This is a genomic window from Streptomyces sp. NPDC055239 (assembly GCF_053606205.1).
The window spans coordinates 1-26,496 of the sequence record NZ_JBSGRD010000003.1 but is presented as its reverse complement, the minus strand read 5'-3'; the positions used below and the strand labels follow the sequence as shown (position 1 = coordinate 26,496).

Sequence of the window (26,496 nt, the reverse complement as noted above, 5' to 3'; positions counted from 1 at the left end):
GCCGGCGGGACGGTGGCTACATCCAGAGGCCGTCCAGGAACGGGTAGATGTCGACGAGCCTGGCCGGGCCCTGGATGAGCTTGTCCTCGGAGACGACGACGAACTCGTCGCCCTTGGTGAGGAAGTAGTGGGCCGTGGAGTCGGCGACGGCCGTGCTCGCCGAGTCCGGGCCGAATCCGAAGGCCTCGGGTGCGGCCGTCAGCAGGAACTGCTGGTGGTAGGAGCCACGCCTCAGGTGCACCTCCGCGGGGTCCACGGTGCAGCTGTCCTTCTGGCCGAAGACCAGCAGCCTCCCGCCGTCGTTGCCGAAGCCGGTGACATCGCACAGTTCGCCGACCGCCCGCAGGAGTTCGGGGTGCAGGATGTTCTCCGCGTCGTGGACGGGGCCGTGGCTCTTGTCGGAGAACTCGACGACCTGGTCCCGCATGAAGCCCAGGTAGGTGTGGCCGCCGTGTTTGGCGGCCGGGCCGACGGCTTCGAAGCCGTCGCTGAACGGCTTGGGCAGGTGCGGGAACTGATCGGCGATCTTCCTCGGACCAGCCTCGATGCCGCGCCGCTTGGAGAAGCGGATGAACTCGTCCCCGCGGAAGCCGTCGAAACGTACGTAGGGCGTGTCGCTGTCCGGGATGGCTTTGGCCGCCGACTCGAAGATGCCGCCGCCCGCGTCGAGCGCCTGCTTGGTCGCGCCGCTCAGGGAGCCGAGCACGGTGCCAAGGACGCCGCCGCTGGAGGAGACCACGGTGGCCGTCAACGCGTCGAACCCCTTGGTCTCGCCCCGGCCGGGCACCCGCTCCAGGATCCACTGCTGGGCGGTGCGGGGGCCCAAGGCGGGCTTGGCCGCCTGCTCCAGGGCCGCGTCCGGCACGCTGCTGTCGTCGCGGACGGAGAGTAAATGACCGCTGTTGACGTTGACCAGCGTGTACCGGTCGTCGCCGATCTCCACGGGCTGCCACAGCTGGGACACGAGAAGATCCTGCCGGGTCTCCGCCGGACACTGCTGTACCGGCGAGCCCGCGCGCCCGCGCCCGGTCATGATGTCCATGCGCAAGGTGCTGTGCACGCTCTGCAGCGTCCAGGCGTCCTCCCTCGCCGCGTTCGGCCGCAGATGCCACAACTGGCTGTATCGGGCGGTTCCTTGCGGGTGCAACTCCTGCTGTACGACCGGCACGCTCTGTGCGGTCTTGGCTCCCTGCACTCCCGCGTACAGGCCGCTCTCCTCGTTCTTGAGCAGGTAGATCCCCTCGGACAACGCAGACATTTGTCAACCTCCGTGGAAGACGGACAGTGATCCCTCGCGTGTGCGCCTCACAGATTAGGAGGTGAGACCGATTACCGATACAGGCCGATTTCGGCTGCTATTCACCACTCAATTACCGAGACGTCCGTTAGCCGTTCACACGGACGTCGACCCAGGTGGCGACAACTCTCCCCGGCGGCACATCCGTGGGGGGAACGCGCGGCGGGGCGGGACGCGCCGGGAGCGCGGGGGCCGGTTCTCACCTGTGACGCCGTCTCAGCTGCCGACCGGAAGCTCTATTTGCTACTGGGATCGCTCTGCTGGCTGCTCTCGCTGCTCTCGCTGGTGGGGTACCTCGGTACCAGCCCGCCGGAGACCGGCGCGGCGCCAAGACCGCCGTCCCCGTCCTCGTGGCGCAGGACCCAGTCGTCGAGGTCGCGTGCCGCTTCCAGCGGGTTGCCCGCCGTATAGGCCCGCCACCAGCCCGCATCACCGGGACCTGCGACGGTGCCGCCCCCTTCGAGCTCCTCCCGGAAACAGGACTCGGCGGCGGCGAAGCGCGCTCGCGCGCTCCGTGCCTCCATGCCAAGGGCATCGCCGATGAGCTGCCAACTCGCGCCGCCGAGACGCTCGCACACGGCGGCGGCCTCGAAGAACCGGTGCGCCGCCTTGAGCACACCGGCGGCGTCGGCCAGTACGGAGCCGGGGGAGCGGGCGGTGCCGTCGGGGAGCAGTTCGTGCTCGCCGATCGGTACGGCGGCGCGCGCGAGACCGGCCAGTTCGCACGCCTCGTGGGCCATCGCCAACCGGGCTCGCGCGGCGTCCGTGTACGGCGACTCGGCGGCATCGTACGGCGACGCGGCGGCATCGTACGGCGACGCGGCGGCATCGTACGGCGACTCGGCGGCATCGTACGGCGACGCGGCTGCATCGTACGGCGACGCGGCGGCACCGGAGTGGGGGCTGGAATCCTCGTCCGCCATGCCGGCCGGCCTCAACCGCGTACGAAGTAGAGGACGGTCATCGTCACGGCCGTGGTGAGGATGATGCTCCGCAGCAGCCGGGCGGAGAGACGGCGTGCGAAGTGGGCGCCGACGAAGCCGCCCGCCAGCGCGCCGACGAACATCGGGGCGAGGACGCGCGGAGCGCTCAGCGCGTCCGATGCGACCAGGAGCAGTGCGGTCGCGCTGAGATTGATGGCCGCGATCTGGGTGATCCGCATCGGATTGCTGACGGCGGCGTCGAGGCCGAGGCCGATGCCCCACAGGGCGAACATCATGATGCCTACGGCTCCGCCGAAGTATCCGCCGTACAGCGCGAGCAGGAACTGGCTGACCAGAACGGCTCGCGGACCCATGCTGAGCTGGCGGCCGAGTGCGCCGCTGACCATGCGGGAGAGGCTGCGGCCGAAGGCGAGGACCACCGTGGCGAACGCGAGCAGCCACGGCACCGCGGCGTCGAACGAGGCCGCGGGCAGTGTGAGGAGCAGGGTGGCGCCCAGCCCGCCCCCGATCACGCTGACCGTTGTCAGTGCTTTGGTCGACGTCGTCCCGAGCGGGGCGAGTTCGCGCCGGTAGACCCATCCGCTGGCCACGGCCCCCGGCACCAGGGCGATGGTCGACGACGCGTTCGCCGTCACCGGGGACAGGCCGACGGCGACCAGTGCGGGCAGCGCCACGAACGTGCCTCCGCCGCCGACGGAGTTCAGCGCTCCGGCGGCGATGCCTGCGATCAGGACCAGCAGAATCTCGGACACCCGCCGAGCATCACCCCGTGACGGTCGGGTCCACAATGCGTAATCGATGTACCCAGCCTAAGGCTGTGCCATAGGCTCATGAGGTGCGCTACGACCTCGACGACCTGCGGCTCTTCCTCGACACCGTGACGGAGGGGTCGATCACGGCAGGCGCCCGCCGGATGCATCTGAGCCTGCCTTCGGCCAGCGCCAGGGTCCGCTCCCTCGAGCAGCAGGCCGGTGTGGCACTCCTGATCCGCGGCAGGAGGGGAGTGCGCCCCACCCCGGCGGGGACCACACTGGCCCGGCACGCGCGCGAGGTACTCGCCCAGACCGTCCGGCTCGAAAGCGCCGTCGCGAGCTATACGAGATCCCCGACCGCGCCCCTGACACTCCTGGGCGGCGGTTCCGCCGTACACAGGCTCGTACCGCAGGCGCTCGTCTCGTTCCTCCGGGCGCACCCGGACGTCGACGTCCGGGTCTCCGAGCGCCGCACCCCGCAGATCGTGCGGATGCTCGTCGACGGCGAGGCGGACCTGGGCATCGTCCTGGACGACGAGGCACGCGACTGCGGACTCGCCATGGAGCCCCTCGGTGACGACTCCCTCGTGGTGGTCGGCCAGGCAGGAGGGATCCTCGCGGGCCGTACGTCGCTGACCTACAGCGAGGCGGCCGAACACCCGCTCGTCGGGCTCGACGCCGATGCCTCGCTGCGCCGCTGGATCGAGAGACACGTGGGCCCCCACGCACCGGTGGTCCGCTACCGCACCACGGTCGCCAACCTCAATGTCCTGGTCGCCCTGGCCGCGGCGGGAGCCGGCCTCGCGATCGTCCCGCGCCGCGTGATCGACCCCAGCCAGCCCCTGGACGTGTGCGACCTCCAGGACCCCTGGGCCCGACGCCACCACCTGCTGGCCTGGGGCGCCAAGAACGACCCCGCGTCCCCGGCGACAGAGGCACTGGCCGACCATCTGCGCAAGGCGTCGACGTCGGAACCCATGTTGCCGGGGCGTCGAGTGGGTGGGTGGGAGTGAACGGCCGGGTGCTGGGTGCCGGATGGCGGGGCTGTGACAGTAACTACTGGAACTACTGCCTGCCGTGAGCCCTCAGTCCGAGGGCCGCCCCGTGCTGGCCCGCAGCACCACCTAGCCCTGCATCCGCTCGATCCGCGCCCTCGTGCCCTGCGCGTGATTGACGGGAGCGCCGCACAGGGCCTCTCGCAGCTGCCGCGGGCCGCGTCGGGTCCCCTGGCCACTCAGGCCGACGGCCGCCCCGTGCTGGCCCGCAGCACCACCTCGCCCCGTACCCGCTCCACCCGCGACCTCGCACCCCGCTCACGAAGCGCCAGAGCGAGTACATCCCGGCCCATCCGCGTCAGCGGCAGCGCCACCGTGGTCAGCGGCGGTGTCAGTTCTCCGACCAGGGGGATGTCGTCGAAGCCCGCGAGCGACACGTCGTCCGGCACCCGCAGCCCCCGCTCCCGCAGCGCGCCGAGCGCCCCCACGGCCATCACGTCCGTCACCGCGAAGACGCACGTAGGCCGCCGGCCCCGGCGCAGCAGTTCGACCGCCGCCGCGTGACCCCCGTCGCGAGTGAAGGCACCTTCCACGATCCGCTCCGGAGGCAGGGCGACCCCCGCGTCGGCCAGCGCCGCGCGGAACCCGGCCAGGCGGTCCGCGACCGTGGTGAGCCGTTCGGGGCCCGTGAGGACGGCGAACTCCCGGTGGCCCAGGGAGAGCAGCGCCCGCGCCAGCGCCCCCGCCCCCGCCCGGTTCTCGGGCTGCACCGTGTCCACGCGCAGACTGCGGTGCCTGCTGACCACGGCGACGCGACCCCCGTCACGCATGTAGGGAGCGAGCTCCGACTCCAACGCCCTCTCCCACGCGGGGTCCTGGAAGCCCGAGCCGATGAGCAGGATCGCGCGGGCCCGCTGCGCCCGCAGCATCGAGACGTACGCGATCTCCCGTGCCGGGGCGCGGAAGGTGCTGCCCAGCATGACAAGCACATCCTGCTCGGCCGCCGCCGCCATCACCCCGCTCGCGATCGCCGCGAAGTAGGGGTCGCCGACGTCGTGGCAGATGACGCCGACGGTGTTGTTCGAGGAGCTGGCGAGCGCCTGCGCATGGGCGTTGGGGATGTACCCCAGCTGCTCAGCCGCTTCGAGCACCCGCCGCCGCAGGTCCTCGCGGACGCGGGTCGTTCCGTTCAGGGCCCGCGACGCGGTGGCCGGAGAGACCCCGGCGGTGCGTGCCACCGCGTGCAGGGTGACATGCGGCCCGTGTTCACGGCCGCGCCCCGGTGCGGGCAGCTGCTCCCGGGTCAGCCCCGAGTCGGCTCCCCCCGAGTCGACTCCCCCCGAGTCGGCTCCCCCTGATCCGACAGCCCGCTCCTCGTACCCGCTCCCGGCCCCGGCTTTCTTCGCACGGGACCGCCCCGCCCCGGGTTCCTGCTCGCGCCCCAGCACCCGCACCGCGCCCCCTTCGTCTCGCGCCGCGAAACTTCGAGCCGACCTATTGACCCTGCGGTCAGCCAGTCATTAGCGTGGCGGACACCTTACCAGAAAGCGCTTTCTGAAAGCGGTTTCCGCACCACCGAAGCTCCGCAACTACCTCCGAAGTTCGCTGCATGCCAGGGGAGTTCACCGTGAGCCAGAGTGCACTACAGGAAACTCCCGTGAAAACAGCGGGGGTTGCCGAACGCAGCAGCCCGACTCTGCGGCAACGTACCGCCGATGCGGCCGAGAAGAGCTGGCGCCCGCTGGTTCTGCTGCTCGTCTGCTTCGGGGCCTGGTGGCTGATCGCCGCCACCGAGATGGTCGAGGCGTACCTCGTGCCGTCGCCCGGCGCGACCCTCGACGTGATCCTCGACAAGCCCGACTACCTGTGGCAGCACACCTGGGTCACCACGTACGAGACCCTGCTCGGCTTCATCATCGCCGTGGGCGTCGGCATCCTGTCCGCGGTCGTCATGGTCTACTCGACGACCGTCGAGAAGACGCTCTACCCGATCCTCCTCTTCGCCCAGGTCGTGCCGAAGATCGCGATCGCCCCGCTGTTCGTCGTCTGGCTCGGCTTCGGCATCGCTCCGAAGATCCTCATCGCCGTTCTGATCGCCTTCTTCCCCGTCGTCATCTCGATGGTGACCGGGCTCAAGGCCGTCGACCCGGAGATGCTCCAACTCTCCGCCACCATGGGCGCGCGCCCCTGGCAGACCTTCCTCAAGATCCGCTTCCCGGCGTCCCTTCCGCACCTGTTCTCCGGCCTGAAGGTGGCCGTCACCCTCGCCGTCACCGGTGCCGTCGTGGGCGAGTTCGTCGGCGCGAACGAAGGTCTCGGCTATGTGATCCTCCAGGCCAACGGAAACCTCGACACCCCGATGCTCTTCGCGGGGCTGCTCGTCATGTCGCTGATCGGCGTCGTCCTCTTCGTGCTCGTCGAGATCGCCGAGAAGCTGCTCCTGCCGTGGCACGCGAGCCGCAGGGACGTGGCCGCCACGACGACGTACTGACAACACTCAGCAAAGGACGTACCACTGACACTCACCACGGCCTACTGACACCCACCACGCGGTGCCGGCGCACCCACCCCGCCATGTCCGATGCTCGACGTACGCGAGAAGGGCTGTTCCATGCACCCGCGCAGACTGCTCACCGGCCTCGTCCCCCTGGCCCTCGTCGCGGTGACCGCGACGGCCTGCGGCGGCGACGACGACAAGACGAGCACCAGCGACTCCGGCAAGGAGCTCGACAAGGTGACGCTGACGCTCAACTGGTACCCGTATGGCGAACACGCGCCGTTCTACTACGGCAAGAAGCAGAAGATCTTCGAGAAGCACGGCATCGACCTGGACATCAGGGCGGGCCAGGGCTCGCAGAAGACCGTGCAGGCCACCGCCGCCGGGCAGACGGACTTCGGCTGGGCGGACACTCCGGCGGTGCTCGCGGGCGTCGACCAGGGCGTCAAGGTGAAGAGCCTCGGGGTCTTCCTCCAGACGACGCCCGCCTCCGTGCAGTTCTTCGACGCGCAGGGCATCGATGCGCCCGCCGACCTCAAGGGCAAGATGATCGCGGGTACGGCGGGCGACGCGCTCACCAAGACCTTCCCGATCTTCCTGGAGAAGAACGGCATGGACATCTCCGACGTCAAGGTCCAGAACACCGACCCGGCGGGCAAGATCGCCGCGGTGATCTCCGGCAAGACGGACGCGCTGCTCGGGTACGCCAGCGACCAGGGCCCCACCATGCAGAACAAGGCCAAGAAGGACGTCTCGTATCTGCGCTTCTCCGAGAACGGCCTCAACTTCTACTCCAACGGCCTCATCGCCGGGCCCAAGACCCTTCAGGGCGACGGCGATCTGGCCAAGCGCATGACCGCCGCCGTGAGCGAGTCCTGGGCGGCCGCCGAGAAGAGCCCGGAGCCCGCGGTCGCCGCGATGGAGGGCGCTTCCGAGCAACTGCCGCCCAAGGACGTGCTGTCCGAGCAGTTCAAGACGACGCTGACGCTCCTGCACACCGACGCGACGAAGGGCAAGGCGCCGGGCGCCAACACGGAGGCGGACTGGCAGCAGACCATCGACGTCTTCTCGAAGGCGGGCATGGTCAAGGAGGCCAAGCCCGTCGCGGAGTACTGGGACGCGGCCAAGGGGATCAAGGGCTGAGGGGCGGCAGGGGAATGACGAAGGACGCGACTCTCAAGATGAGTGACGACCCACGGACCGATCCGCGGACGACTGACGGTTCACGTGCGCAGGCGGGGGAGGTGAGCCGGTTCGCGGTGCGCCTCGACGACGTCGCCGTCCGCTTCCGTACGAAGAAGAAGGACGTCACCGCGTTGCGGGACGTCTCGCTGAACGTGGCCGCGGGCGAGTTCGTGGCGATCGTCGGACCTTCGGGGTGCGGCAAGTCCACCCTCCTGAAGCTGGTCGCCGGGCTGCTCGCGCCCTCGTCGGGCGACGTGCTCCTGGGCGGCGAGCCGGTGCGCGGGCCGCGCCGCGACATCGGCTACGTCTTCCAGCGTGCCGCGCTCCTGGACTGGCGCACGGCACGCCGCAACATCCTGCTCCAGGCGGAGATGCGGGGGATCCCCGGCGCCGAAGCACGCGCGCGTACCGACGAGTTGATCCGCATGACCGGACTCGACGGCTTCGAGGACGCCTATCCGCACGAACTGTCCGGCGGCATGCAGCAGCGCGTCGCGCTCTGCCGCGCGCTCCTTCACGAACCACCGGTACTGCTCATGGACGAGCCCTTCGGGGCGCTCGACGCCCTCACGCGCGAGCAGATGAACGTCGAGCTGAACCGCATCTGGCGCGAGACCGGAACCACGGTCCTCCTGGTGACCCACTCGATCCCGGAGGCCGTCTACCTCGCGGACCGCGTTGTCGTGATGAGCCCGCGCCCCGGCACGGTGGAGGAGATCATCGACGTCGGCCTCCCCGCCGAGCGCTCGTACGCGACGACGCTGGCGACAGCAGAGTTCGGCGAGGCCACCGGACGTATCCGCGAGCTTCTGGGGGCGGTGTCGGCGCACGAGTGAGGTCTGAGCCGCCGCTTCCGAAAGATCGCCGGAAGCGCCTCACCGCCCGCCTAGCCGAGCTGCGGGCGGAACGCGGCTTGTCCCTGGGCGACCTGGCGGACCGCAGCGGCGTGTGAGCCGCTCCACCCTGTCGCGCGCCGAACGCGCGGAGAATCAGCCCCACCGCGTCGCTCCTGAACCGGCTCTGCGCCGTCTACGGGCGCTCGATGTCGCAGCTCCTGAGCGAGGCGGAGGCCGCCGCCACACGCGGGACGCCGGCGGACGGGCGGCGCGCTGTCTGGGCCGTGCGCCAGGGCCTCGCCCGCACCCTCCTGGCCACGGCGGAACAGGCGGCGGAAGCCGGGGGCATCCCCGGCTACGCGGCCGATCCGGCCGGGGTGCTCCACTCGACGACACTCTTCTTTAAGAAGGTGGGCGGTTCGAGTGCACCCCGGCCGGACCCGGTACGTCAGTACCGCAGCGCCGCCAGATACCGGTAACTGTTACGGGCCGTGGCGAACGGATCGGTGGGGGTGTCGTGCTCCACCAGCCACTGCTTGACGCCGCCCACGTGCGCGTGGTCGAACATCGCGGCGAAGTCGAGCGTCCCCGAGCCGACATCGGCGAAACCGCCGTCCGGCGCCATGTCCTTCACATGGAGCGCGGGGAACCGCCGCCGGTGCCGTACGAAGTACGACGCGGGATCCCCGCCGCCCTTCGCCGCCCAGTACACATCCAGTTCGAAGCCGACCAGATGCGGGTCGGTCTCGGCCAGGAGGATGTCGTACAGGCTCGTGCCGTCCACCACCACATGGTCCGTGCCGTGGTTGTGGAACAGGACCGGGCCCAGGCCCGCGTCGCGTGAGGCCTGACCGATGCGGTTGAACTGCCGTGCGGCTTCCCGGAATCCGTCCGGCGTGTGCAGCGCGCCCGGCAGGCTCGGCACCACCGGCCACTTCGCGCCGAGGGTGTGCAGATCCTCCAGGGCCTGCGGCAGGCCGCTGCCCTTGAGCGTGTCGTACGCGACGTGCTCGAGGACCGCCTTCAGGTCCACCGCGTCGAGCATCCTACGGATGTCGGCCGCGCCGTACCCGTGCCTGCCGCTCACGCCCACGGTCGCGTAACCGATGTCGGAGAGCCGCTCCAGCGTGCCCGCGAAGTCCCGCGCGAGGACGTCGCGCATCGTGTAGAGGTGCATGCCGATCCCGCCGCGCGGGATGTGCCGGCACCGTGACGCCTCGCCCGCGCGCGCGGGCAGTGCGGTCCCGACCGCTGCCGCGAGCCCCATCGACGTACCGAGAAAGGCTCGTCTGGTCCCGTTCAGGCCGGTTCTCTTCATGGTTGTCATGGCCACCCCCTCACTTCGCCGTGATCCGGACCGCGCCGGTCGTCGTGTCGCCCTTGTCGTCGGTGACGGTCAGATGCGCCGTGTACGAGCCCGCGCGCGCGTACGTGTGCTCGGCGCTTCCGCTCTCCGTGCCGGAGGGCTTGGCGTTGTCGCCGAAGTCCCAGTGGTACGAGGCCGCGGTACGGCCCTGCGGGAGCTTGATCGTGCTCGTGAGCTTGACGGCGAGCGGCGCTGTGCCGTCGGCCGGGGCCGACTTGACCGTCACCTTCGCACCGGCCTTCTTCTCGACTCCGGGGCCGTTGAAGTGCAGCCAGTCGACGCTGAGGAGATCCTCCTTGTCGGAGGTCCACTCGGGGTTGGTGAAGACGGCGTACAGCTTCGTCGTGCCGTCGTACGCGGCCAGTTGGGCGGTCGGCGAGATGAAGTTGCTCCAGCTGCCTGTCCTCGGCACGCTCACCTTGCCGAGGAGCTTGCCCGTGGGAGACCCGGCGCGGAACTCGATGTCACCGCCGAGCCCGCCCGAGGACGCGCCCACCGTCACGGAGTCGACGCCCTTGAGGTTCACCGGGTCGAAGGAGACCCAGTCCCCGTCCTCGATCTCGATGAGCCGCTTGCCGCCGGACGCGTCCGCACGGTCACCGGTGTCCACGCCCCCGTGCGCCCCACCGGTGGCGGTGCGGTGCTCGGCCTCGCGGAAGGAGGTCCGCAGCGTCAGGGATGCGGAACCCGTCAGGGCGGGCACCCCGGACGCGCCCTTGTCCTCGTACTGGGCCGTGATCCCGTAGTAGAGATTCTGCCCGGGACCGTGGCTGTCACCGGCGTCCGTCGCGATCTCGCCCGCGCAGCCGGTGTAGTTGTCCAGCGGGTGCAGATGGGCGTCGTGCCCGAGCTGGGACTGGACGACGACCCGCTTGCAGTCGATCTTCCCGTCCTCCTTGTCCGTCACCTTGATCTTGAACGGGATCGTGTCCCCGAAGCTGAACGTCCCTCCGTTGGGCGGCTGTTGGATCGTCACGACAGGCCGGGTGTTCCCGACGGTGACCTCCTGCACGGCCAGACCGCTCAGACCGTCAGGGCCCGTCACCTTCAGCCGCGCGCTGAACTGCCCCTTCTTGGTGTAGGTGTGGGTCGGGTTGGCCTCGGTCGAGTCGGTCGTGCCGTTGCCGTCGAAGTCCCACTCGTACGTGACGGGCTTGTCGCCCGGCAGTCCCGAACCCTCGCTGGAGAACGTCACCTTGAGCGGGGTGCCGCCGTTGTCCGGAGTGGCCTTGACGCGGGCGTCCGGCAGGCGTCCGTCCGCCACGTAGTCGATGCGGTAGATGCCGGCGCCCTCGTTGCTGCCGCCGCGGCCCGTGCCGCTGCCGAGCCCGAAGTCGATGACGTACATCGCGCCGTCAGGCCCGAAGTCGGCGTCGAAAGGCTGGTTCCACTTCATGTCCGGGAAGATGGAGTTGATCGAATTCAGGTCACCCGCCTTCGCGGGGTCGAAGCGCGGGTCGTTGAACGTCTGGTCCTCCTCCTGCATCGAGAAGACCTTGAACCACTGGCGCGTCAGCTCGTAGTTGAACCACTTCCCCTCGAAGTACTCGGGGAACTTCGTCTTGTACGTGTTGGAGGCGTCGTAGTCGTAGACGGGGCCGCTCATCGGGGCGCCGCCGCCCGTGCCGAGTTCGGGGAACTCCGCGGAGGCGGAGTAGGCGTACCAGACGTCCGCGGCCTGCGCCGGCGGAAGGTCGCGCAGGCCCGTGTTGTTCGGCGAATCGTTCACGATCTTCGCGCAGTCGAATTTCGCGCCCGACTTCTTCGTGGCGAAGTCGTAGTCGTTGAACGGGGTGTTGTTGCCGACGCAGTAGGGCCAACCGTAATTGCCCGCCTTGGTGATGCGGTTGAACTCGACGGTCCCCTCGGGGCCGCGGTCGGCGACGGCAGCCCTCGCGTCGGGCCCGTAGTCGGCCATCAGCAGGGCACCGCTCAACGGGTCCGTGGTGATGCGGAAGGGATTGCGCATGCCCATCGCGTAGATCTCGGACCGGGTCTTGTCGGTGCCCGGCGCGAAGAGATTCCCCTCCGGCACGGAATACGTACCGTCGTCCTTCGGCGTGACGCGCAGGACCTTGCCGCGCAGGTCGTTCGTATTGCCCGAGGTGCCTTGCGCGTCCCAGGCGCGGCGGCCTTCGCGCTCGTCGATCGGGCTGAATCCGTCCGACGCGAACGGATCGGTGTTGTCACCCGTCGCGATGTAGAGATCGCCCTTCTTGTCGAAGGCTATCGAGCCCGCCATGTGCGAGTTCGCCCGGCCCTCACCGCGCAGCGTGGGAATGGTCAGGAGCCGCTTCTCCGTCGCCGGATCGACCTTTCCGTTCGCTTCGGTGAAGCGGGAGAGATTGATGTGTTTCTCGGTCTTGTCGGAGTTCAGGAGATAGATCCAGTGGTTGTCCTGGAACTTGGGGTCGAGCGCGAGGCCGAGCAGTCCGTCCGACTGACTCGTCATCTCGGGCGTGTAGTCGAAGTCGAGCGCCGTGGAGACCTTCAGGGTCTCCTGGTCGATGATCTTCAGCTTGCCGGTCCGCTGGATGAAGAACACCCGGCGGTCGGGGGCGACGGCCAGCTCGAAGGGGTCGGCCAGGTCGTTGGTGGCCAGCGGTGTGCGCTGGAAGGCGCCGGTCTTGGTGGCGGTGCAGTCGCCGGGCTTGTTGCCGGCGGCCCACTCGATGCCGCCGAGGATGTGCTTGAGGAAGCCCTCTTCCTGGAAGGCCGACTTGTTGTGCCCGCCCGCCGTGTACCAGGAGCGGCCGCCGTCGTAGTTCTGGCACCAGGACCACGGCTGGTCGACGCCCTCGTCGAGCCCGGTGACGCCGTCACGCACCTTGACCTGCGCGAGCGTGTGCACCTTCCCCGTCGGATTGGTGCGCCAGTTGTACCACTCCTCCGTGCGCTCCCAGAGCTCCGGAAGCCCCTTGGTGGAGGGGTGCGCGTGGTCGAGCACCTTGATCCGCCCGGTCTGCACCTCGGGGTGCTTGTCGAAGATCGCGCCGACCAGACCCTCGTACCAGCTCCAGTCACGCTCACTGGCCGATGCCGAGTGCAGGCCGACCCAGCCGCCGCCCGCTCGGACGTACTTCTGGAAGGCCGCGCGCTGCTCGGCGTCGAGCAGATCGCCCGTCTGCGGGGTGGAGTTGGTGTTGTTGAAGACGATGGCCTGGAAGCGGGCGAGATTGGTGTCGGTGAAGGCGGCCGCGTCGTCCGTGTCCTCCACTTCGAAGCCGTTCTCGCTGCCGAGCTTCTTGATGGCCTCGATGCCCGCGGGGATCGATTCGTGGTGGGAGTTCGTGGTCTTGGAGAAGATCAGAACGCGGAACGGGTCGGCTGCGGGCGCGGGTGCGGCTGCGGCTTTCGGCTCCGGATCCGCTTGTGCCGTGGCGCGGGGCGGGGCGGTGAGGCCGAGGCCGATCACGAGAGCCAGCAGGGCGATGAGCGCGAGCCAGGGGCTCGGCGTGCTGGGGCCGGGTCTCGGCCGGACGGGTCCGCGTCTGGGCGCGGTGGGACTCGTGGTACTCATGGCGCTCCCTGGGCTGGGCGGGTGGACGGCTGCCGGTAGCCGGGTGTGCGGTGAGTGCGAGTTGCGCGGTGCAGGTTGCGCGGTGCGCGGGTGCTTGACCTCTGGGTCTCGGAGTGCGGAGACTAGAAAGCGCTTTCTCCCTGCGCGTTGCTCAGCGTAGGTTCCGCTCTGACGGGGGGTCAATGGGTCGGAAGGGCCTGGCGTGAGAAGAGAGTCACGGCGAGCTACCGGCGGAGCCGCTGGTATGAGGGCGCGTGTGCGGGGGAGGGTTTCAGGGCCAGAGAAGCCACCGAGAAGCCGCAGAGAAGTCGTACAGGGGAGTTTCCCGAATGTCTGACCACGCCTCGACGCCCGCCCCGGCCGCGTACACCGCCGGACTCGTGAACGCGGTGGACGGCGTCCCCGTCGCCACGTACACCTGGCTGCCCGAAGGCGGCCGACCGCGCGCCTTCGTGCAGATCGCGCACGGCGCCGGTGAACACGCCCTGCGCTACGACCGGTTCGCGCGCCACCTGGTGGCGCACGGCTATGGGGTGATCGCCTCCGACCACCGGGGTCATGGCGCGACGGCGCAGGCGACGGGTGGGTACGGGGTGACGGGTTCGTCGGCCGACGCATCTGCCGCAGGGTCCTCCTTCGACAGCTGGCGCGCCATCGTCGACGACCTCAAGGCGATCGGCGACCAGGTGCGCACCCTGAATCCCGGAACCCCGCTCTTCCTGCTCGGCCACAGCATGGGCTCGCACCTGGCCAGGGACTACGCCCAGGAGTTCCCGGACGGCCTCGCGGGTCTGATCCTCTCCGGGACGTTCCGCTCCCTGCCCGGGGTCGGCATCGACGAGTCGATCGTCCGTCTGGAGCGCGAGATCGCCGAGGACGACCGGGAGTCGCTCTCCTCCTACCTCCCCGAACTCTTCGCCGCCTTCAACGACCCGTACCCGCACCGCACCGGTTTCGAGTGGCTCTCCCGCGACGAGGCCGAGGTCGACGCGTACGTCGCCGACGAGCGCTGCGGATTCCCGTTCTCCGCCGGGCTCTGCCTTGACTGGGTGCGTGCCGTACGCAAGATGAACGACCCGCGGAACCTGGCCCGGGTCCCGGCGGACCTGCCCGTCCACATCGCCGTCGGCACCGAGGACCCCTGCAACCAGGGCATGACGCTGGTCCATGAACTCCTGGAGGACTACCGGTACGTGGGCCTGGACGACCTCACCTGGAGGGGGTACGAGGGGGCACGCCACGAGATCCTTAACGAGACCAACAGGGACGAGGTCCAGGAGGACCTGAGGGACTGGCTGGACAAGCGGGTGCTGTGAAACGCGACGAGCTGGTCATCCCGGTGGCCGTGTTGGAGGGTCGGCCGTGTTGCCGTGTTGCCGTGTTGCCGTGTTGCCGTGTTGCCGTGTTGCCGTGCTGCAGTGTCGGCCGGTCGCCGTGTCGAAGGGCCGGAGCGGTGCGCCGCGGCAGCCGCATCCAGCCAAACGCAGGGGCTGATCCGGCCTCAGTTCCTCCTTATCGGCGAACTGCTTACCGTCAGTACCCCCCCGCCTCTACGGTGATACGGACACGACAGTGTGCCCGGGGGGTGAGACCGATGGCCTTCATCGAGATAGCCGTAGCTGTGATTACGACCGGACCTGCCTATATCGCGGTCTGGCTGACCGCTCGCAGGGCTCAGGGTGGCCCGGCGCAACCGCAGGCCTGTGCCCAGCACACCGCCTGCGGGCAGTGCGAGGGTCGAACCACGGACCTTATGCCGAACAGCCCGAAGGTCTGGGCTCTCGCCGCCTGACCCCACTTCTTCGCTGTACCGCGGCGGGCCCGCCACCTCCAGTGCGGCGGGCCCGCCGCGCAGTTGTGGCGTGAACGCTCTCCGGGAGGCCGTCCGACAGGCCGCGTCCGGGAAGGCAGTCCGATAGGCCGTCCGGGAGGCCGCTGTCAGTGGCGTTGGCTACCGTTCTCCACATGTCTCGAGCTCATGCCAAGGCCCAGGTCACGGGTGACGAAGTACGCCGTATCGCACTGGCCCTGCCGGATACGACGGAGAAGATCGCCTGGAGCATGCCCACCTTCCGGGTGGCCGGAAAGATGTTCGCCACGCTTCCCGAGGACGAGACGTCCATCGCCGTGCGGTGCCCGAAGGAGGAGCGCGAGGAGTTGGTCCTCGCGGAGCCGGACAAGTTCTGGATCGCCGACCACGAGGCGATGTTCGCCTGGGTGCGCGCACGGCTCTCGGCCCTGGACGCGGCCGAGCTGAAGGACATCCTCGCCGACTCCTGGCGCCAGGCCGCCCCCACCCGACTCCTCGACGCCTACCCGGAGTTGGGGCTTCCGCCGACGGGCTGAAAGGGGATCGGCCGCTGTCAGTGCCCCGTGGCATGATCCAGGAAGGGGTGGCTGGTGCGGCTCGCGGGACGACGGGCCGGGCGCTGCCGCCAGGGGAGGAGACAGGGGTGACGTCAGGGGACGGGGCGGACGAGGGCGCCGGGGATGCCGGGGACGTCGGGGATGCCAGGGATGCCGGGCGTGGGCGCGCGTGGCTTCCGATGGCGGAAAGGCGGGGCAAGCGCGTCCCGGCCGCTCGCGAAGCCATGCGGCTGACCGCAGAGCGCAAGAGCATCTGGTCGCGGGACTTCGGGTTCTTCTTCGGCGCGCGCACCGTGGCCAAGCTCGGCGACACCATGCTGCCCGTCGCGCTTGCCGCGGGGCTGCTCCAGCACGGGCACGGCGCGGGAGCCGTCGGGCTCGCGATGGCCGCCACGACGGTCTGCTTCGCGGGCCTGGTGATCTTCGGAGGGGTCTTCGCCGACCGGTTCAGCACCCGCCTCCTCATGATCGGCGCGGACGTGGTCCGGCTCGGCACGCAGTCGGTCGCGGCCGTCCTCTTCTTCTCCGGCCACGTCGTCCTCTGGCAGATCTGCGTGATCGGCGCGGTCAACGGCGCGGCGGGCGCCCTCTTCCAGCCCGGCGTCGCCAGCACGGTCCCGCGTCTGGCCACCGACGTCCAGAAGGCCAACGGCGCGATACGCGTGGCAGAGTCGGCCGCGGCTCTGGCGGGACCGGCCGTCGCGGGCATCCTGGTGGCCTTCGCCTCACCCGGCGCCGTCTTCGCCGCGCACGCGGGAACGTACGGACTGAGCGCCCTGTGCCTGGTGCTGCTCCGGCTGCCGCCCGCACGCCCCGGCTCGCTCCCGCACAGCAACGGATTCCGGGCCGATCTGGTGCAGGGGTGGCGGGAATTCAGATCGCGCACCTGGCTCTGGGGCGTCATAGCCATCTTCAGTGTCCTGATGATCACGACCACGGGCCCCCTGACGCCGCTCGTCGCCACGCTCGTCGTCCAGGAGCACGGCTCGGGAGCGTACGGCCTGGTGAACTCCGCCCTGGGCGCCGGTACCGTGCTCGGCGGCCTGGTCGCCCTGCGCCTGCGCCCCCGCCGCATGCTCCGCGCCGGTTCCATGGCCCTCATCGGCTACTGCGCGTTCCCGGCGGCCGTCGGCGCGCAGGCCGGCGTCCCCCTCATGGCGACCGGTGCCGCGGTCGCGGGCGCCGGGCTCTCCTTCTGGGGCGTCATGTGGGCGACGAGCGTCCAGACCCAGGTGCCGCCCGACGTCCTCAACCGCATCCACGCCTACGACGTCGCGGGATCGATCGCCCTGCTGCCGGTCGGCCAGGCGCTCGCGGGCCCCGCCGCGAGCGCCTTCGGCGCCGAGCAGGTTCTGATCACGGGCGCCGTGACGACGGTCGTCGTCTGCCTGGCCCTGCTCTCGGTGCCCGCGATACGTGGACTGGTGCGGGTGGACGGCAGGGCGCCCGTCTCGGGCGGAGGACCGGCGGGCGAATCGGTGACCGGACGCCGACCGGAGGGCCACCCCGCGACGGGGCTACCCGACCGGGCTATACGGGGCGATGCGAGAGCCCGTGCCGCGCGCCCAGAAAACCGGTGATCCGCTCCCGCAGTGAGCGGACGTCGAGCCCGTGCGCGGCCATGTGCTCGTCGATCTGCCCGTAGCGGCGCAGCTCGGCACGGCCGACGCCAAGGCCGAGCACCCGGTGCGGGACGTCGGCGAGCGCGTCGTTGGCGGCGGCGGTCGAGGTTCCGGCCAGATAGGGCTCGACCACCACGACATCGGCCGCCGCCCCCGCCCCGATCGCGCGGCGCAGCGCCTCCCGGTCGAAGGGCCGCACTGTAGTCGCGTACAGGACGGTCAGATCAAGGCCTTCACTGGCGGCGAGCACGTTGTCCAGCATCGGCCCGACGGCGATCACGACTCCGCCGCGGCCTTCGTGCACGGTGCGAAAGCGGGCCCCGTCGACCGGCAGCCCCCGGGCGTTCGACTGCACGGAGAGCCGGACGTAGACCTTGTCGTCGCCCGCGGCGACCGCGTGCCGCAGCAGGGTCTCGGCCTCGTCCGGGTGCCCAGGCACATGCACGGTCCAGCCCTCAAGGGTGTCGAGGAGCGCAACGTCGCCCGGCGACATGTGCGTGAAGCCACCGGCGGGCCAGTCGAAGGAAGCGGCGGCGCTGACAAGGACCCCGCCCGCGCCCTGATGCCCGAAATCCAGCTTCACCTGCTCGAACGGCCGCTCTACGAGGAAGCTCGCGAAGGTGTGTACGACGGGCCGCAGCCCGGCGAGGGCGAGCCCGGCCCCCGTCCCCACGAGCAGCTGCTCACGGATCCCGACATTGATCACCCGGTCCGGGTGCTTGCGCTGCGCCTCCGTGAACGCGTCCGTGCCGATCTCGGCGAGGACGACGGCGACGCGCGGATCCTCGTCGAGCAGCCGCGAGACGACGGGGCCGAAGCGATCACGCATGGTGTCCATGACAGAAAACCTCCGAAAGAAGAAGAACTGCAACAAAAGCCCCCCGTAGGCCCGCCGCATAACTACAGACCCCTCGCACGGGCCGCCGCCCGCGCCTGTGCCCGCGGCGGACGCTCAGGTCAACTTGGGCGCGCCCACGGCCCCCTTCGGCTCGACCCGGGCCACGACCACCCGCGGCTGCCCCGGATGCGGGGCGGTGAACGCCGCGTACAAAGCGTCGTGATCACGTCCGTCGACGGTCTCGGCGGACCACCCCGCGGCCTCGAAGCGTGCGGCGATACCACCGGGCCTGGCGTGCCGGGCGGAGGCGTTGTCGATCACGACGGTGTGCAGCCGCTCGAGCCCGGAGGGCCCGGCGAAAGCGATGGCCTCGTGATTGCTGCCCTCGTCCAGCTCCGCGTCCCCGACGAGCACCCACACCCGAGCGTCGGTGATGCTTCGCGCGCCGAGCCCCAGCGCCGTACCGACCGCGAGCGGCAGCCCATGCCCGAGGGACCCGCTCCCGATCTCGACCCCCGGCACGAGTACCCGGTCAGGATGGTGACCCAGCGGGGAGTCGTACGCCCCGAACCCCTCCAGCCAGTCGACAGGAAGGAAGCCCTTGGCGGCGAGGACGGCGTAGTACGCCATGGGCCCGTGCCCCTTGGAGAGCAGGAACCGGTCGCGCCCCGGATCGTCCACGCGCTCGGGTGTGACCCTGAGCACCTGGTCGTAGAGGACCCAGAGCGCGTCGAGGGTGGACGTCGCGGCGGGCCCGTGCTTCTCGTCGCCCGTCATGAGCCCCATGAGGCGGGACAGGTCTGCGTACCCGTGTTCGTGTCCGTATCTGTTGCCGCGTTCCGCTGTCGTCGTCATGGCACAGAGCGTGCAACCTCAAGTTCCCTTGAGGTCAACAGGGCGCGAAAGGTGTGAGCGATCACGGCTCGGAGTGCGGTATTGTTTCGGTGCGCGTTCAGCCAGGGGAAACCCCAGGTCACACGGGCATCGGGACGTGGCGCAGCTTGGTAGCGCACTTGACTGGGGGTCAAGGGGTCGCAGGTTCAAATCCTGTCGTCCCGACGGAAACGTCGCAGGTAGGGGCCATCTTCGGATGGCCCCTACTTCGTGTTTGGGAGCAATTCTGGGAGCGGGGAGCCGCTCCCAATGCTTGTGGGTACCCGAAACTCGGCTGCCCTATGCGACCTGCGTGTATTCGTGGATCACGCCACCGAGTAGATCTCGGCGGATGACCTTGCCGTCCGGGCCGACCGGGTCGGGGAGTGGCTGCAGGGGTGCTGCTTGGCGGAGGGCGCGCTCCTCATCACGCTGCCAGACGTGTCATTCGGGTCCGGCGTGCCCGGCGAACAGAGCGCCAACGGGTGGGCGATCACGTTGTCCTGCTTCGGCGTCATCGGCGCGTTTGTGCTCCTAGTGCTCCTTGTTACCGCCATAACCTATGGCCTACGCCGCAAGTCCGCTTGGTCCCTGCGTGTTGGGCCGGAGGGCATCACGACCACCAGCGCCGTCGACTACGACAGGCGCGAGTACCCGTGGGATCACCTGCAGAGGTTCACTATCGAAGAGGTCGCCGCGGGCAATCCCGGGTGGAGGTACAGCGGGCTCCATGTCGAGTACACCAAGGACGCCGGGCGCTCGGCCAAGAGGCACCGTCCGGCAGGGTTTTCGAACATAGGAGGGGGGAACCTCATCGTCCGCAAGGACGGCGTGGTCCCCGTCTGCGTCCTCGGGCCGATGACGGACCGGCAACGGGCCGACCTGGGAGAAGCTCTCGCTCGATACGGTAAGCAGCGTTGAGGGAACTCCTCCACGATCACCGGCTTGTAGGGATCCAGCCCGGTCGGACGCGGGGGCAGTTTCTTGCGCGGCTCGGGCCAGGCCAGATCCAGTGCCTTGCGGACCGTCTGCCAGGTCACCCCGTCGGTTCTGCCAGGTAAGGGGCGGGGGGCACGGTGTGGGCGGGTCCCTACAGCAGGGCGCCGCCGGACACTTCGAGGCGCTGGGCGGTGACCCATCGCAGGTCCTCGGAGGCGAGCGCGGCGATGGCGTCGCCGATCTCCTGCGGTTCGCCGACGCGGCCGAGCGCGGTCTGCGCGCTCAGGCCCTCGCGCATCTGCGCGTCGTCCCGCATGGCGCCGCCGTTGAAGTCGGTGGCAGTCGGCCCCGGCGCGATGGCGTTGACGCGGATCTTGCGCGCCCCCAGCTCCACGGCCAATGTCCGGCTGAGGACCTCGACCGCCGCCTTGGAGGCCGAGTAGACCGAGGTGCCGGCACTGGTGTGGCGGCTGAGGGAGGAGGAGACGTTGATGATCCGCCCTCCGTCGGCCAGCACGGGCGCAAGCGCCTGGATGAGGAAGAACGTGCCGCGCACGTTGGTGTCCATCATCGCGTCGTAGTCGTCGACCGTGACCGCTTCCAGCGGTCCGAACAGCCCGATCCCGGCATTGTTGACCAGGACGTCCAGCCGGGTCGCGTCCCAGCGCTCCAGTTGCGCGGCCAGGTGGGAGACGAAGGCGGGAAAGGAGGCCACGTCGCTGATGTCCAGCCGCAGCGCGGCAGCCGTGGCGCCGGTGTCTTGGATGCTCTTGACCGTCTCCTCGGCCTGCTGCGCGTCGCCGCGGTAGGTGACGATGACGCGCAGCCCGTGTCGGGCCAGCGCCTGGGCCGTGGCCCGGCCCAGCCCGCGATTGCCGCCGGTCACCAATGCGATCTTGCCTGACTCCATGAGTCCTTCTCCGTCGGGAATGGAATGGAACGACGACGGCGGGGGTGCTTCCGCCGACCGGATGCGAGTCGGTCAACTCGCATCCATGCCCACGTAAGCATCTGCACAGTGGCGAGTCAAGTGACTCGCCTCGTGATGGGTCATACTGGGCCCATGACCGCAGGACTCTCCGCGCACCATCAACGACTCGCTCAGCGCAAGCGCGAGGCGATCACCGCAGCGGCCACGAAGCTGTTCCTGGAACGGGGCTATGACGGGACCTCGCTGGCGAAGATCGCGCAGGAAGCAATCGTCTCGAAGTCCACACTGTTCAAGCAGTTCCCCACCAAGGCGGCGCTCTTCGAAGCCATCGTCACCGAGTACTGGGAGGGCGGGCCGGACCCGGCGGCGCCCACGACGCAGCCCGGTGACCTGCGCGCCGGCCTGAGCGCGATCGGCCGCCAGTACGCCGACCTGATCGGCCGGCCCGCGATGGCGGCCCTCTTCCGCATCGTCATCGCCGAACTGCCGCGCTTCCCGGAACTGGGACGGGCTCAGTTCGATCTGGGCAAGCTGCCCTACTTCATCTCCGTCCAGCACTACCTGGAGGCCCAGCACGCTGCGGGCACTGCGGTGGTACCGGACGCGGAGAGCGCCACCAATCAGTTCCTCGGCATGATCGCCAACTACGTCCTGTGGCCGCGGATGCTGCTCGCCGACTGGAGTCCCGCTCCTGCCGACGTCAGCCACGCCGTCGACGAGGCGGTCACGACGATGCTCGCCCGCTACGGCCGCAGCGCCAACGCCCCGCAGCAGCCCTGAGGGCTCCGGCCCCGCTGCGGGTGCGGACGGCGCCCGTCCTCGGAGCCCCCGGAACGCTGCGGGAGGCTGCCGGTCAGTGTCGGGGCGGCCTGTAGGCGTCATTCACGGCGTCGGGGGCCCTACGGCTGTGCCGTGGCGCGGCACGGGCATGGGGGGGGCAGGCGCTGCCAGCGATTGCGGGCCCCGTCGGCACACCCTCAGCGCCTCGGGTATTCCGCAAGTCTCAGTAGCTGCACTTGCCAGTAACTCCCGGGTCGGAGCCTGACTCCACGTCAACTATTGCCCGTACGTGAGCAACTTCTGCTGACCTGCCGAAGCCCTGAAGTGTAGGGATGAGCCGCTGGCGGCAGCATCAGCCTCGCAGTGCTGCGGCCTGCAGAAGGAAGAGGTGACACAGGCTCTCAGCTCTTGACCATGTCGCCGTTGCTCCAGGCGTAGACCTTGTCTCCCTTGACCGCCACCCGTAGCTGGTATTGCCCGGAACAGTCGGGCCGTCCGTCATCGGCCCCCACGTCTTGTGGCCACCAGCTCGCTACCAGCGTGGGCCCGTCGGAGAAGGCGCCTTCCAAGCAGCCCTCCTCGCCGGTCAGCTTCAGCGGGGTGTCGGCGAGCGTGAAGCGCATGAGTTTGGCGTTGCCGGTGGTCTGCGCCTTGATCGTGATGTCCGTCGCGTCCCTGGGCACCCACTTGGGGAGCCGGAAGATAAGTTCACCGTCGGCGGACTCTCGGGCCTCGTGCTCGGTGGGGAACGTCTTGACGCGTTCGTGGAGCACATGGTCGTTAAACACGTCCGGGAAATCGTCGCTGTGTTCCTTCAGCGTAGGCGTCACGGCCGAGCCGACGGCCCAGAGACCTACTACGCAGGCTGCGCTGATGATCAGAGTCTTTTTCTGCATACCCGTCCAGGCCCGGAAGAGGTCGCTCGCTTCCACGCCGACCGGGCGATCGTATGTCGCCCCATGAGAGAGACGGAGGCGGAGAGCAGGAGGTTCAGTCCCGCGGTCCAAGAACATCTACGGTCAACGTGCCCGTCGACCTCGCCGTGCTCTGGGCCCTCAGCCTTCCTCGTCCTCTCCGTCTTCGGCGGCTCAGGGGGTTGAGGAAGGGGTGCAGGACAGGCCCGGGCCGCTGGCGGTGATGTTGAACAGGTAGCGGCCCAGGATGTTGATGTGCCGCTACCTGAATGGGGAGAGGCGGGGCACGTCCCCGTCCCAGGTGTCGCAGCCCTCGGCACGAAGCCGGACGACAGCGGCACAGGTAGCGGGCATTCCACACTTTGGAACATCCCGCTCTACCAGCAACGGCCATGAATGGATCTCCTCAAAAGGGTTGGAAAGTAGGGGGGTTGCGCCCTGATCAGGGCGTCGTGTGCCGGCGGCGGGCAGGGCCGCTCTGGCGAGCGGCTGTGCGGCGAGACGTCCGGCGAGGGCGGTGCCGGCGGACTGCCCGGCGCCGATCGCGAGGATTAGCCATGCGTACGCCTCGCTGGTGCGGTCTGCGGGAGTGAGGGCCTCGGTGGTGATGTAGGCGGAGGCGACCACGATGGTCAGGAGCGCACCGGGCACAGCAACGGCGGCGATGACCGCGTACGGCCCGGTAAGGGCCAGGAGAGGCAGCCACCCGGCCAGGAACGCGCCTGAGGTGATGACCAGCCGCCTGGTGGTGGTGCCCGACCAGGTCCGGCGTCCGTAGACGAGGCCGCCGAGGAAGCTGCCGGTGGAGAACGCGGCGGGGATGATGCCGGAGAGCATGTCCTGGTGGTGGTGCTCGGCCATGGCGATCGACCACACGTTCATCGTGCCGATCGCGAACCCGATCCCGGTGAGCGCGGCGAACAGCAGCAGCAAGCCGGAGGAGGCCAACTGCGTTGTCTGGGCGGCGTCCTGGCTGGGCCTTGCGGATAATTGCGCAGCCGCAGGTCAAAGCCTCTTCTCAGTCAGGCGCCGAAACGGCCCTTCGCCAAAGCGGGAACGCGTGGCGCATTTTCGCAGGTCAGCTGTGCAGCGCCGCGCTACTGATGCCGTAGTGATTCCTGGACCTGCCCGGTGAGGTACTGCCCGGCGGGTGGGCTCACATTCAGCACTGCGGCCGCGTCGCTCTCCACCGGGCGTCGACCTCGGCGATGAGGGCCTCGATGCGGGTCTTGATCTCCTCGCGGATCGGGCGCACGGCATCAACTCCCCGGCCGGCCGGGTCTTCCAGGGCCCCGGCGAGGTACTTCTTGCCGGGGAAGATCGGGCAGGTGTCGCCGCAGCCCATGGTGGTGACGTAGCCGAACGCCTTGACGGCTTCGACAGTCAGGATCTTCGGCTTCTGGTCGGCGGTGTCGATGCCGACCTCCTTCATGGCCTCGACGGCTGCCGGGTTGACCTGGTCGCCGGGGATCGACCCGGCGGCGCAGTTCGCGGGCCGCCCTGTACTCGCGCAGATCTGACGCGCCTGTACGAGTCCCTCGGCGGGCCGCTACCGGAGGACGTTGAACCTCGCTGCTACGTCACGATGGCTCTGGTCCGCAGTCAGGACCACCGGCCAGGGCGTACGTGACGGTCGTGCCTTCGTGGGCGGAGACGACGATGCCGGAGCGGCGCAGTACGGCGAGTTGCGCCGCTCCAGGGTGAGGATGGCCTTGGCGACTGACGCCATGCGGTGTGGGCTGACGCGGGCGCTGGCCAGCTGTCCTGGGCGGCCCGAGAGAAGTTCGGCAGGGAGACACAGGATCAGGGCGGTCCGGTCTGCAACTCGACGGCCTCACCGGGCAGCCGGTGCAGTCCTCGTGCAGGACGCCACGGCGAATGTCGTCCTCGCTGGTGCCGTGGAAGTTCCTCGGCTGGGCCTGCCGAGGAACAGCGGCTGTGTTCCGTGAGGAGTCAGCGGCGGTCACCTCGCCGAGCGGCCGGTCCTGCACTTCGGGCCGAAAGGTGCCAGGTGGTCGTGGGGGCAGGAGGCTTGCTCGGAGTATCATCCCTGCGAGGTTTGCCGACCGGCGCTCTCCAATGTGGCTTTTGTTCAGACATGCTTCGGGCCTACGGCGCCCGGTATCGCCGCTTCGAGTGGTGCCCCCCCCGCAGCGGCGCAGTCGTATGGAGCATCCGTACAGAGAAGCGGAGGAGGGTGAGTGTGGTGGAGAGCTGGTCCCGCGTGATGAACCTTCTTCAGCAAAATGCCCCGGCCGAACACGCGGAGCTGCCTGGGCCCGCTACGGAACAGATGCTCGCTGCCGCCGAGGAACGGATGGGTATCCCCCTTCCTCAGGATCTGCGGGTGTGGCTGCTGCAGAACAATCCGGATCTTCCTGAGGAAGACGTGGACGACGATGTGGCATGTTGCGGCTTCGCCGGCTTCCCGGATGAAGGCAGCTTCTTTCTGGGCATCCGGGCGATGGCGATGCTCTACGCCAACCGCTCCATGCCCGGTGGATTCGACCCTCCGGACCAGCCGGACAATCCGTTCTGGCGCAATGAGTGGATCCCGTTCCTGTCGGACCAGGACGGCTGGACGGGAAAGTTCATCGACGCGCGGGACGGGCGTATCGGCAGGTGGCTCGTGGGCGAGACCACGATTACGGGCGAGTACGAATCACTGGCTCACTATTTCGACTCCGTGGCGGAGATGCTGACGAAGATCGCCGATGGAAACCATCCGGTCTGCAAGGTCGACGAAGGCCGACTCGTCTGGTCGTGACACAAGGTGTCCCCGGTTGTTCCGGGGACACCTTTCCTTGCGTATTCGCAGCGTGGCCACCGATGGGGGCGCTGTAGGCGACGTGAGAGCAGGGGCCGCGAGGGGCAAGGGCCGGCGTGCCGTTGAGGGAGGTGTCCGACGTCTCAATGCAACGGCACAGGAGCCCTATTGGTGCCCTGTCCCACCTCACCCGACCTTGTCCTGCTCGAAAATACGATTCACGGTTGCGGCCTGCGCGTTTGTTGATCCCGGTGATGCGGCCTCGACTGGTCTGTGACGATGCGCGGATGTCGCTGTCGAACTGGAGGAGGGTGTGGACGTCACCGCGGCCCGGGTCGCGGAAGGCTGCACCCGTCGACGTTTCTCCATTGCTGAAAGGGAGCGCTGTGGCGCAAGATGCGGCAGGCATGGCACGGCTCCCGCAGGGGTCGGGTGTGGCCCGTAGGGAGGGGCTGGGCCCAGCGGCCGGGGAGAGAGTCAAGCGCGCGGATAGCCGCGCCGCCTCTCCTTCCAGCGGGGCTATCCGGGCCTTGTGGTTCGTTGCGGGCAACTCTTCGCCATGCTTTACGGCGTACCAGGGCCAATAACAAGCCCGTCGGGGCCTCAAGAACCGCGTCATGTCCCACAGTCAGGCTGTACGTATCACCCTTTAGGCCAATCGGGGGAAGGCGGAGCGGTCTCCATCGATGTGGGCCCGCCAGCTGCGGAAGGATGCGTTCCATGCGAACCATGAAACGCGTTCTCCTCGCGGCTGCGGCCGCGTCGCTGCTGGTGGCGAGCCACGGCGCAACTGCCGCGGCCTCCGCGCCCGTACAGTCCGCGCCCGTACAGTCCACGCCGGCAGCCGGGCCAGGCTGGCACCACGTGGCGGACTTTCCTCCGACCGAGGAGAACCGCTGCCATGAGCGCGGCCGGTGGTACTTGGAGAACGGCGTACGCGCCTACGAGTGCCGGGCCGCCGGAGTCTGGGAGTTGTGGGTGCTCACCGAGCCCTCCTGACCAGGGTCGGGGCCGGATCGTTGCCCTTAAGCCACGGAGGCGGTGCCTGCCCGGCAGCAATGCCGGGCAGGCAC

General features: G+C 69.2%; 22 protein-coding genes, 1 tRNA gene and 3 pseudogenes. 13 read left to right on the top strand and 13 right to left on the bottom strand.

Annotation, left to right across the window (positions count from 1 at the left end):
- Window positions 1-16: 16 nt before the first annotated feature.
- From ACWFRJ_RS11115 to ACWFRJ_RS11105, 3 genes are all read right to left on the bottom strand, one after another.
- The gene (locus tag ACWFRJ_RS11115) at window positions 17-1,258 is read right to left on the bottom strand and encodes an RICIN domain-containing protein (RefSeq protein WP_453527301.1); all 1,242 of its coding nucleotides are present in this window, start codon (window positions 1,256-1,258) and stop codon (window positions 17-19) included.
- Window positions 1,259-1,533: 275 nt separating this feature from the next.
- Window positions 1,534-2,220 carry a hypothetical protein gene (locus tag ACWFRJ_RS11110; protein WP_453527298.1) on the bottom strand — a complete coding sequence of 229 codons (687 nt, stop codon included), beginning with the start codon at window positions 2,218-2,220 and terminating at the stop codon, window positions 1,534-1,536.
- 11 nt (window positions 2,221-2,231) lie between these two features.
- On the bottom strand, window positions 2,232-2,993 hold the full coding sequence (locus tag ACWFRJ_RS11105) for a sulfite exporter TauE/SafE family protein (protein WP_453527295.1): 762 nt from the start codon (window positions 2,991-2,993) through the stop codon (window positions 2,232-2,234).
- Between the two features lie 83 nt (window positions 2,994-3,076).
- Here ACWFRJ_RS11105 and ACWFRJ_RS11100 point away from each other — a divergent pair, with 83 nt between their 5' ends.
- Window positions 3,077-4,006, top strand: coding sequence for a LysR family transcriptional regulator (locus ACWFRJ_RS11100; RefSeq protein WP_453527292.1), 930 nt, complete (start codon window positions 3,077-3,079; stop codon window positions 4,004-4,006).
- A 221-nt stretch (window positions 4,007-4,227) separates the two neighbouring features.
- Here the strand turns inward: ACWFRJ_RS11100 and ACWFRJ_RS11095 are convergent, their stop codons facing one another.
- Entirely contained in the window at window positions 4,228-5,226 is a 999-nt protein-coding gene (locus tag ACWFRJ_RS11095; protein WP_453527289.1) for a LacI family DNA-binding transcriptional regulator, read from the bottom strand.
- 371 nt (window positions 5,227-5,597) lie between these two features.
- On the opposite strand from ACWFRJ_RS11095, the gene ACWFRJ_RS11090 reads away from it, so the two are divergent.
- The 4 genes and pseudogenes from ACWFRJ_RS11090 to ACWFRJ_RS11075 all read left to right on the top strand — a co-directional run.
- A complete protein-coding gene (locus ACWFRJ_RS11090; RefSeq protein ID WP_453527287.1) occupies window positions 5,598-6,479 on the top strand; it encodes an ABC transporter permease in 882 nt (293 codons plus the stop codon).
- A 120-nt stretch (window positions 6,480-6,599) separates the two neighbouring features.
- A complete protein-coding gene (locus tag ACWFRJ_RS11085) occupies window positions 6,600-7,628 on the top strand; it encodes an ABC transporter substrate-binding protein (protein ID WP_453527284.1) in 1,029 nt (342 codons plus the stop codon).
- Window positions 7,629-7,666: 38 nt separating this feature from the next.
- Window positions 7,667-8,506 carry an ABC transporter ATP-binding protein gene (locus ACWFRJ_RS11080; protein WP_453527281.1) on the top strand — a complete coding sequence of 280 codons (840 nt, stop codon included), beginning with the start codon at window positions 7,667-7,669 and terminating at the stop codon, window positions 8,504-8,506.
- Window positions 8,503-8,742, top strand: a pseudogene (locus ACWFRJ_RS11075) (helix-turn-helix domain-containing protein); the annotation flags it as partial. The gene ACWFRJ_RS11080 and the pseudogene ACWFRJ_RS11075, both read left to right, overlap by 4 nt.
- A gap of 212 nt (window positions 8,743-8,954) precedes the next feature.
- On the opposite strand, the gene ACWFRJ_RS11070 reads toward ACWFRJ_RS11075, so the two are convergent.
- A complete protein-coding gene (locus ACWFRJ_RS11070) occupies window positions 8,955-9,824 on the bottom strand; it encodes a sugar phosphate isomerase/epimerase family protein (RefSeq protein WP_453529557.1) in 870 nt (289 codons plus the stop codon).
- 19 nt (window positions 9,825-9,843) lie between these two features.
- Window positions 9,844-13,392: a ThuA domain-containing protein gene (locus tag ACWFRJ_RS11065; RefSeq protein ID WP_453527279.1), complete on the bottom strand. Its 3,549-nt coding sequence runs from the start codon at window positions 13,390-13,392 to the stop codon at window positions 9,844-9,846.
- 329 nt (window positions 13,393-13,721) lie between these two features.
- On the opposite strand from ACWFRJ_RS11065, the gene ACWFRJ_RS11060 reads away from it, so the two are divergent.
- The 3 genes from ACWFRJ_RS11060 (at window position 13,722) to ACWFRJ_RS11050 (ending at window position 17,339) form a co-directional block, all read left to right on the top strand.
- A complete protein-coding gene (locus ACWFRJ_RS11060) occupies window positions 13,722-14,708 on the top strand; it encodes an alpha/beta fold hydrolase (protein ID WP_453527276.1) in 987 nt (328 codons plus the stop codon).
- Window positions 14,709-15,357: 649 nt separating this feature from the next.
- Window positions 15,358-15,738, top strand: coding sequence for an MmcQ/YjbR family DNA-binding protein (locus ACWFRJ_RS11055; RefSeq protein ID WP_453527274.1), 381 nt, complete (start codon window positions 15,358-15,360; stop codon window positions 15,736-15,738).
- Between the two features lie 245 nt (window positions 15,739-15,983).
- The gene (locus ACWFRJ_RS11050; protein ID WP_453529554.1) at window positions 15,984-17,339 is read left to right on the top strand and encodes an MFS transporter; all 1,356 of its coding nucleotides are present in this window, start codon (window positions 15,984-15,986) and stop codon (window positions 17,337-17,339) included.
- On the opposite strand, the gene ACWFRJ_RS11045 is transcribed toward ACWFRJ_RS11050, so the two are convergent.
- Both ACWFRJ_RS11045 and ACWFRJ_RS11040 read right to left on the bottom strand, forming a co-directional pair.
- Window positions 17,290-18,219: a transketolase family protein gene (locus ACWFRJ_RS11045; protein WP_453527271.1), complete on the bottom strand. Its 930-nt coding sequence runs from the start codon at window positions 18,217-18,219 to the stop codon at window positions 17,290-17,292. The genes ACWFRJ_RS11050 and ACWFRJ_RS11045 overlap by 50 nt on opposite strands.
- A gap of 114 nt (window positions 18,220-18,333) precedes the next feature.
- A complete protein-coding gene (locus ACWFRJ_RS11040) occupies window positions 18,334-19,074 on the bottom strand; it encodes a transketolase (protein ID WP_453527268.1) in 741 nt (246 codons plus the stop codon).
- 130 nt (window positions 19,075-19,204) lie between these two features.
- Between ACWFRJ_RS11040 and ACWFRJ_RS11035 the strand changes: the two genes are divergently transcribed.
- Window positions 19,205-19,278 (top strand) — tRNA-Pro (locus tag ACWFRJ_RS11035).
- Between the two features lie 219 nt (window positions 19,279-19,497).
- Entirely contained in the window at window positions 19,498-20,013 is a 516-nt protein-coding gene (locus ACWFRJ_RS11030; protein ID WP_453527265.1) for a hypothetical protein, read from the top strand.
- 169 nt (window positions 20,014-20,182) lie between these two features.
- Here ACWFRJ_RS11030 and ACWFRJ_RS11025 read toward each other — a convergent pair whose 3' ends face one another.
- Window positions 20,183-20,941: an SDR family NAD(P)-dependent oxidoreductase gene (locus tag ACWFRJ_RS11025; protein ID WP_453527262.1), complete on the bottom strand. Its 759-nt coding sequence runs from the start codon at window positions 20,939-20,941 to the stop codon at window positions 20,183-20,185.
- 153 nt (window positions 20,942-21,094) lie between these two features.
- On the opposite strand from ACWFRJ_RS11025, the gene ACWFRJ_RS11020 reads away from it, so the two are divergent.
- Window positions 21,095-21,742: a TetR/AcrR family transcriptional regulator gene (locus ACWFRJ_RS11020; RefSeq protein ID WP_453527259.1), complete on the top strand. Its 648-nt coding sequence runs from the start codon at window positions 21,095-21,097 to the stop codon at window positions 21,740-21,742.
- A 401-nt stretch (window positions 21,743-22,143) separates the two neighbouring features.
- Here ACWFRJ_RS11020 and ACWFRJ_RS11015 read toward each other — a convergent pair whose 3' ends face one another.
- The 4 genes and pseudogenes from ACWFRJ_RS11015 to ACWFRJ_RS11000 all read right to left on the bottom strand — a co-directional run.
- The gene (locus ACWFRJ_RS11015; RefSeq protein ID WP_453527257.1) at window positions 22,144-22,674 is read right to left on the bottom strand and encodes a hypothetical protein; all 531 of its coding nucleotides are present in this window, start codon (window positions 22,672-22,674) and stop codon (window positions 22,144-22,146) included.
- A gap of 243 nt (window positions 22,675-22,917) precedes the next feature.
- On the bottom strand, window positions 22,918-23,604 hold the full coding sequence (locus ACWFRJ_RS11010) for a hypothetical protein (RefSeq protein WP_453527254.1): 687 nt from the start codon (window positions 23,602-23,604) through the stop codon (window positions 22,918-22,920).
- Window positions 23,605-23,818: 214 nt separating this feature from the next.
- Window positions 23,819-24,139, bottom strand: a pseudogene (locus ACWFRJ_RS11005) (arsenate reductase/protein-tyrosine-phosphatase family protein); the annotation flags it as partial.
- Between the two features lie 124 nt (window positions 24,140-24,263).
- Window positions 24,264-24,347, bottom strand: a pseudogene (locus ACWFRJ_RS11000) (transcriptional regulator); the annotation flags it as partial.
- A 512-nt stretch (window positions 24,348-24,859) separates the two neighbouring features.
- Here ACWFRJ_RS11000 and ACWFRJ_RS10995 point away from each other — a divergent pair.
- Window positions 24,860-25,423 (top strand): SMI1/KNR4 family protein, encoded by a 564-nt coding sequence (locus tag ACWFRJ_RS10995; protein ID WP_453527251.1) that lies wholly within the window; start codon window positions 24,860-24,862, stop codon window positions 25,421-25,423.
- A 720-nt stretch (window positions 25,424-26,143) separates the two neighbouring features.
- Window positions 26,144-26,422 carry a hypothetical protein gene (locus ACWFRJ_RS10990; protein ID WP_453527248.1) on the top strand — a complete coding sequence of 93 codons (279 nt, stop codon included), beginning with the start codon at window positions 26,144-26,146 and terminating at the stop codon, window positions 26,420-26,422.
- The last annotated feature ends 74 nt before the right edge of the window (window positions 26,423-26,496 follow it).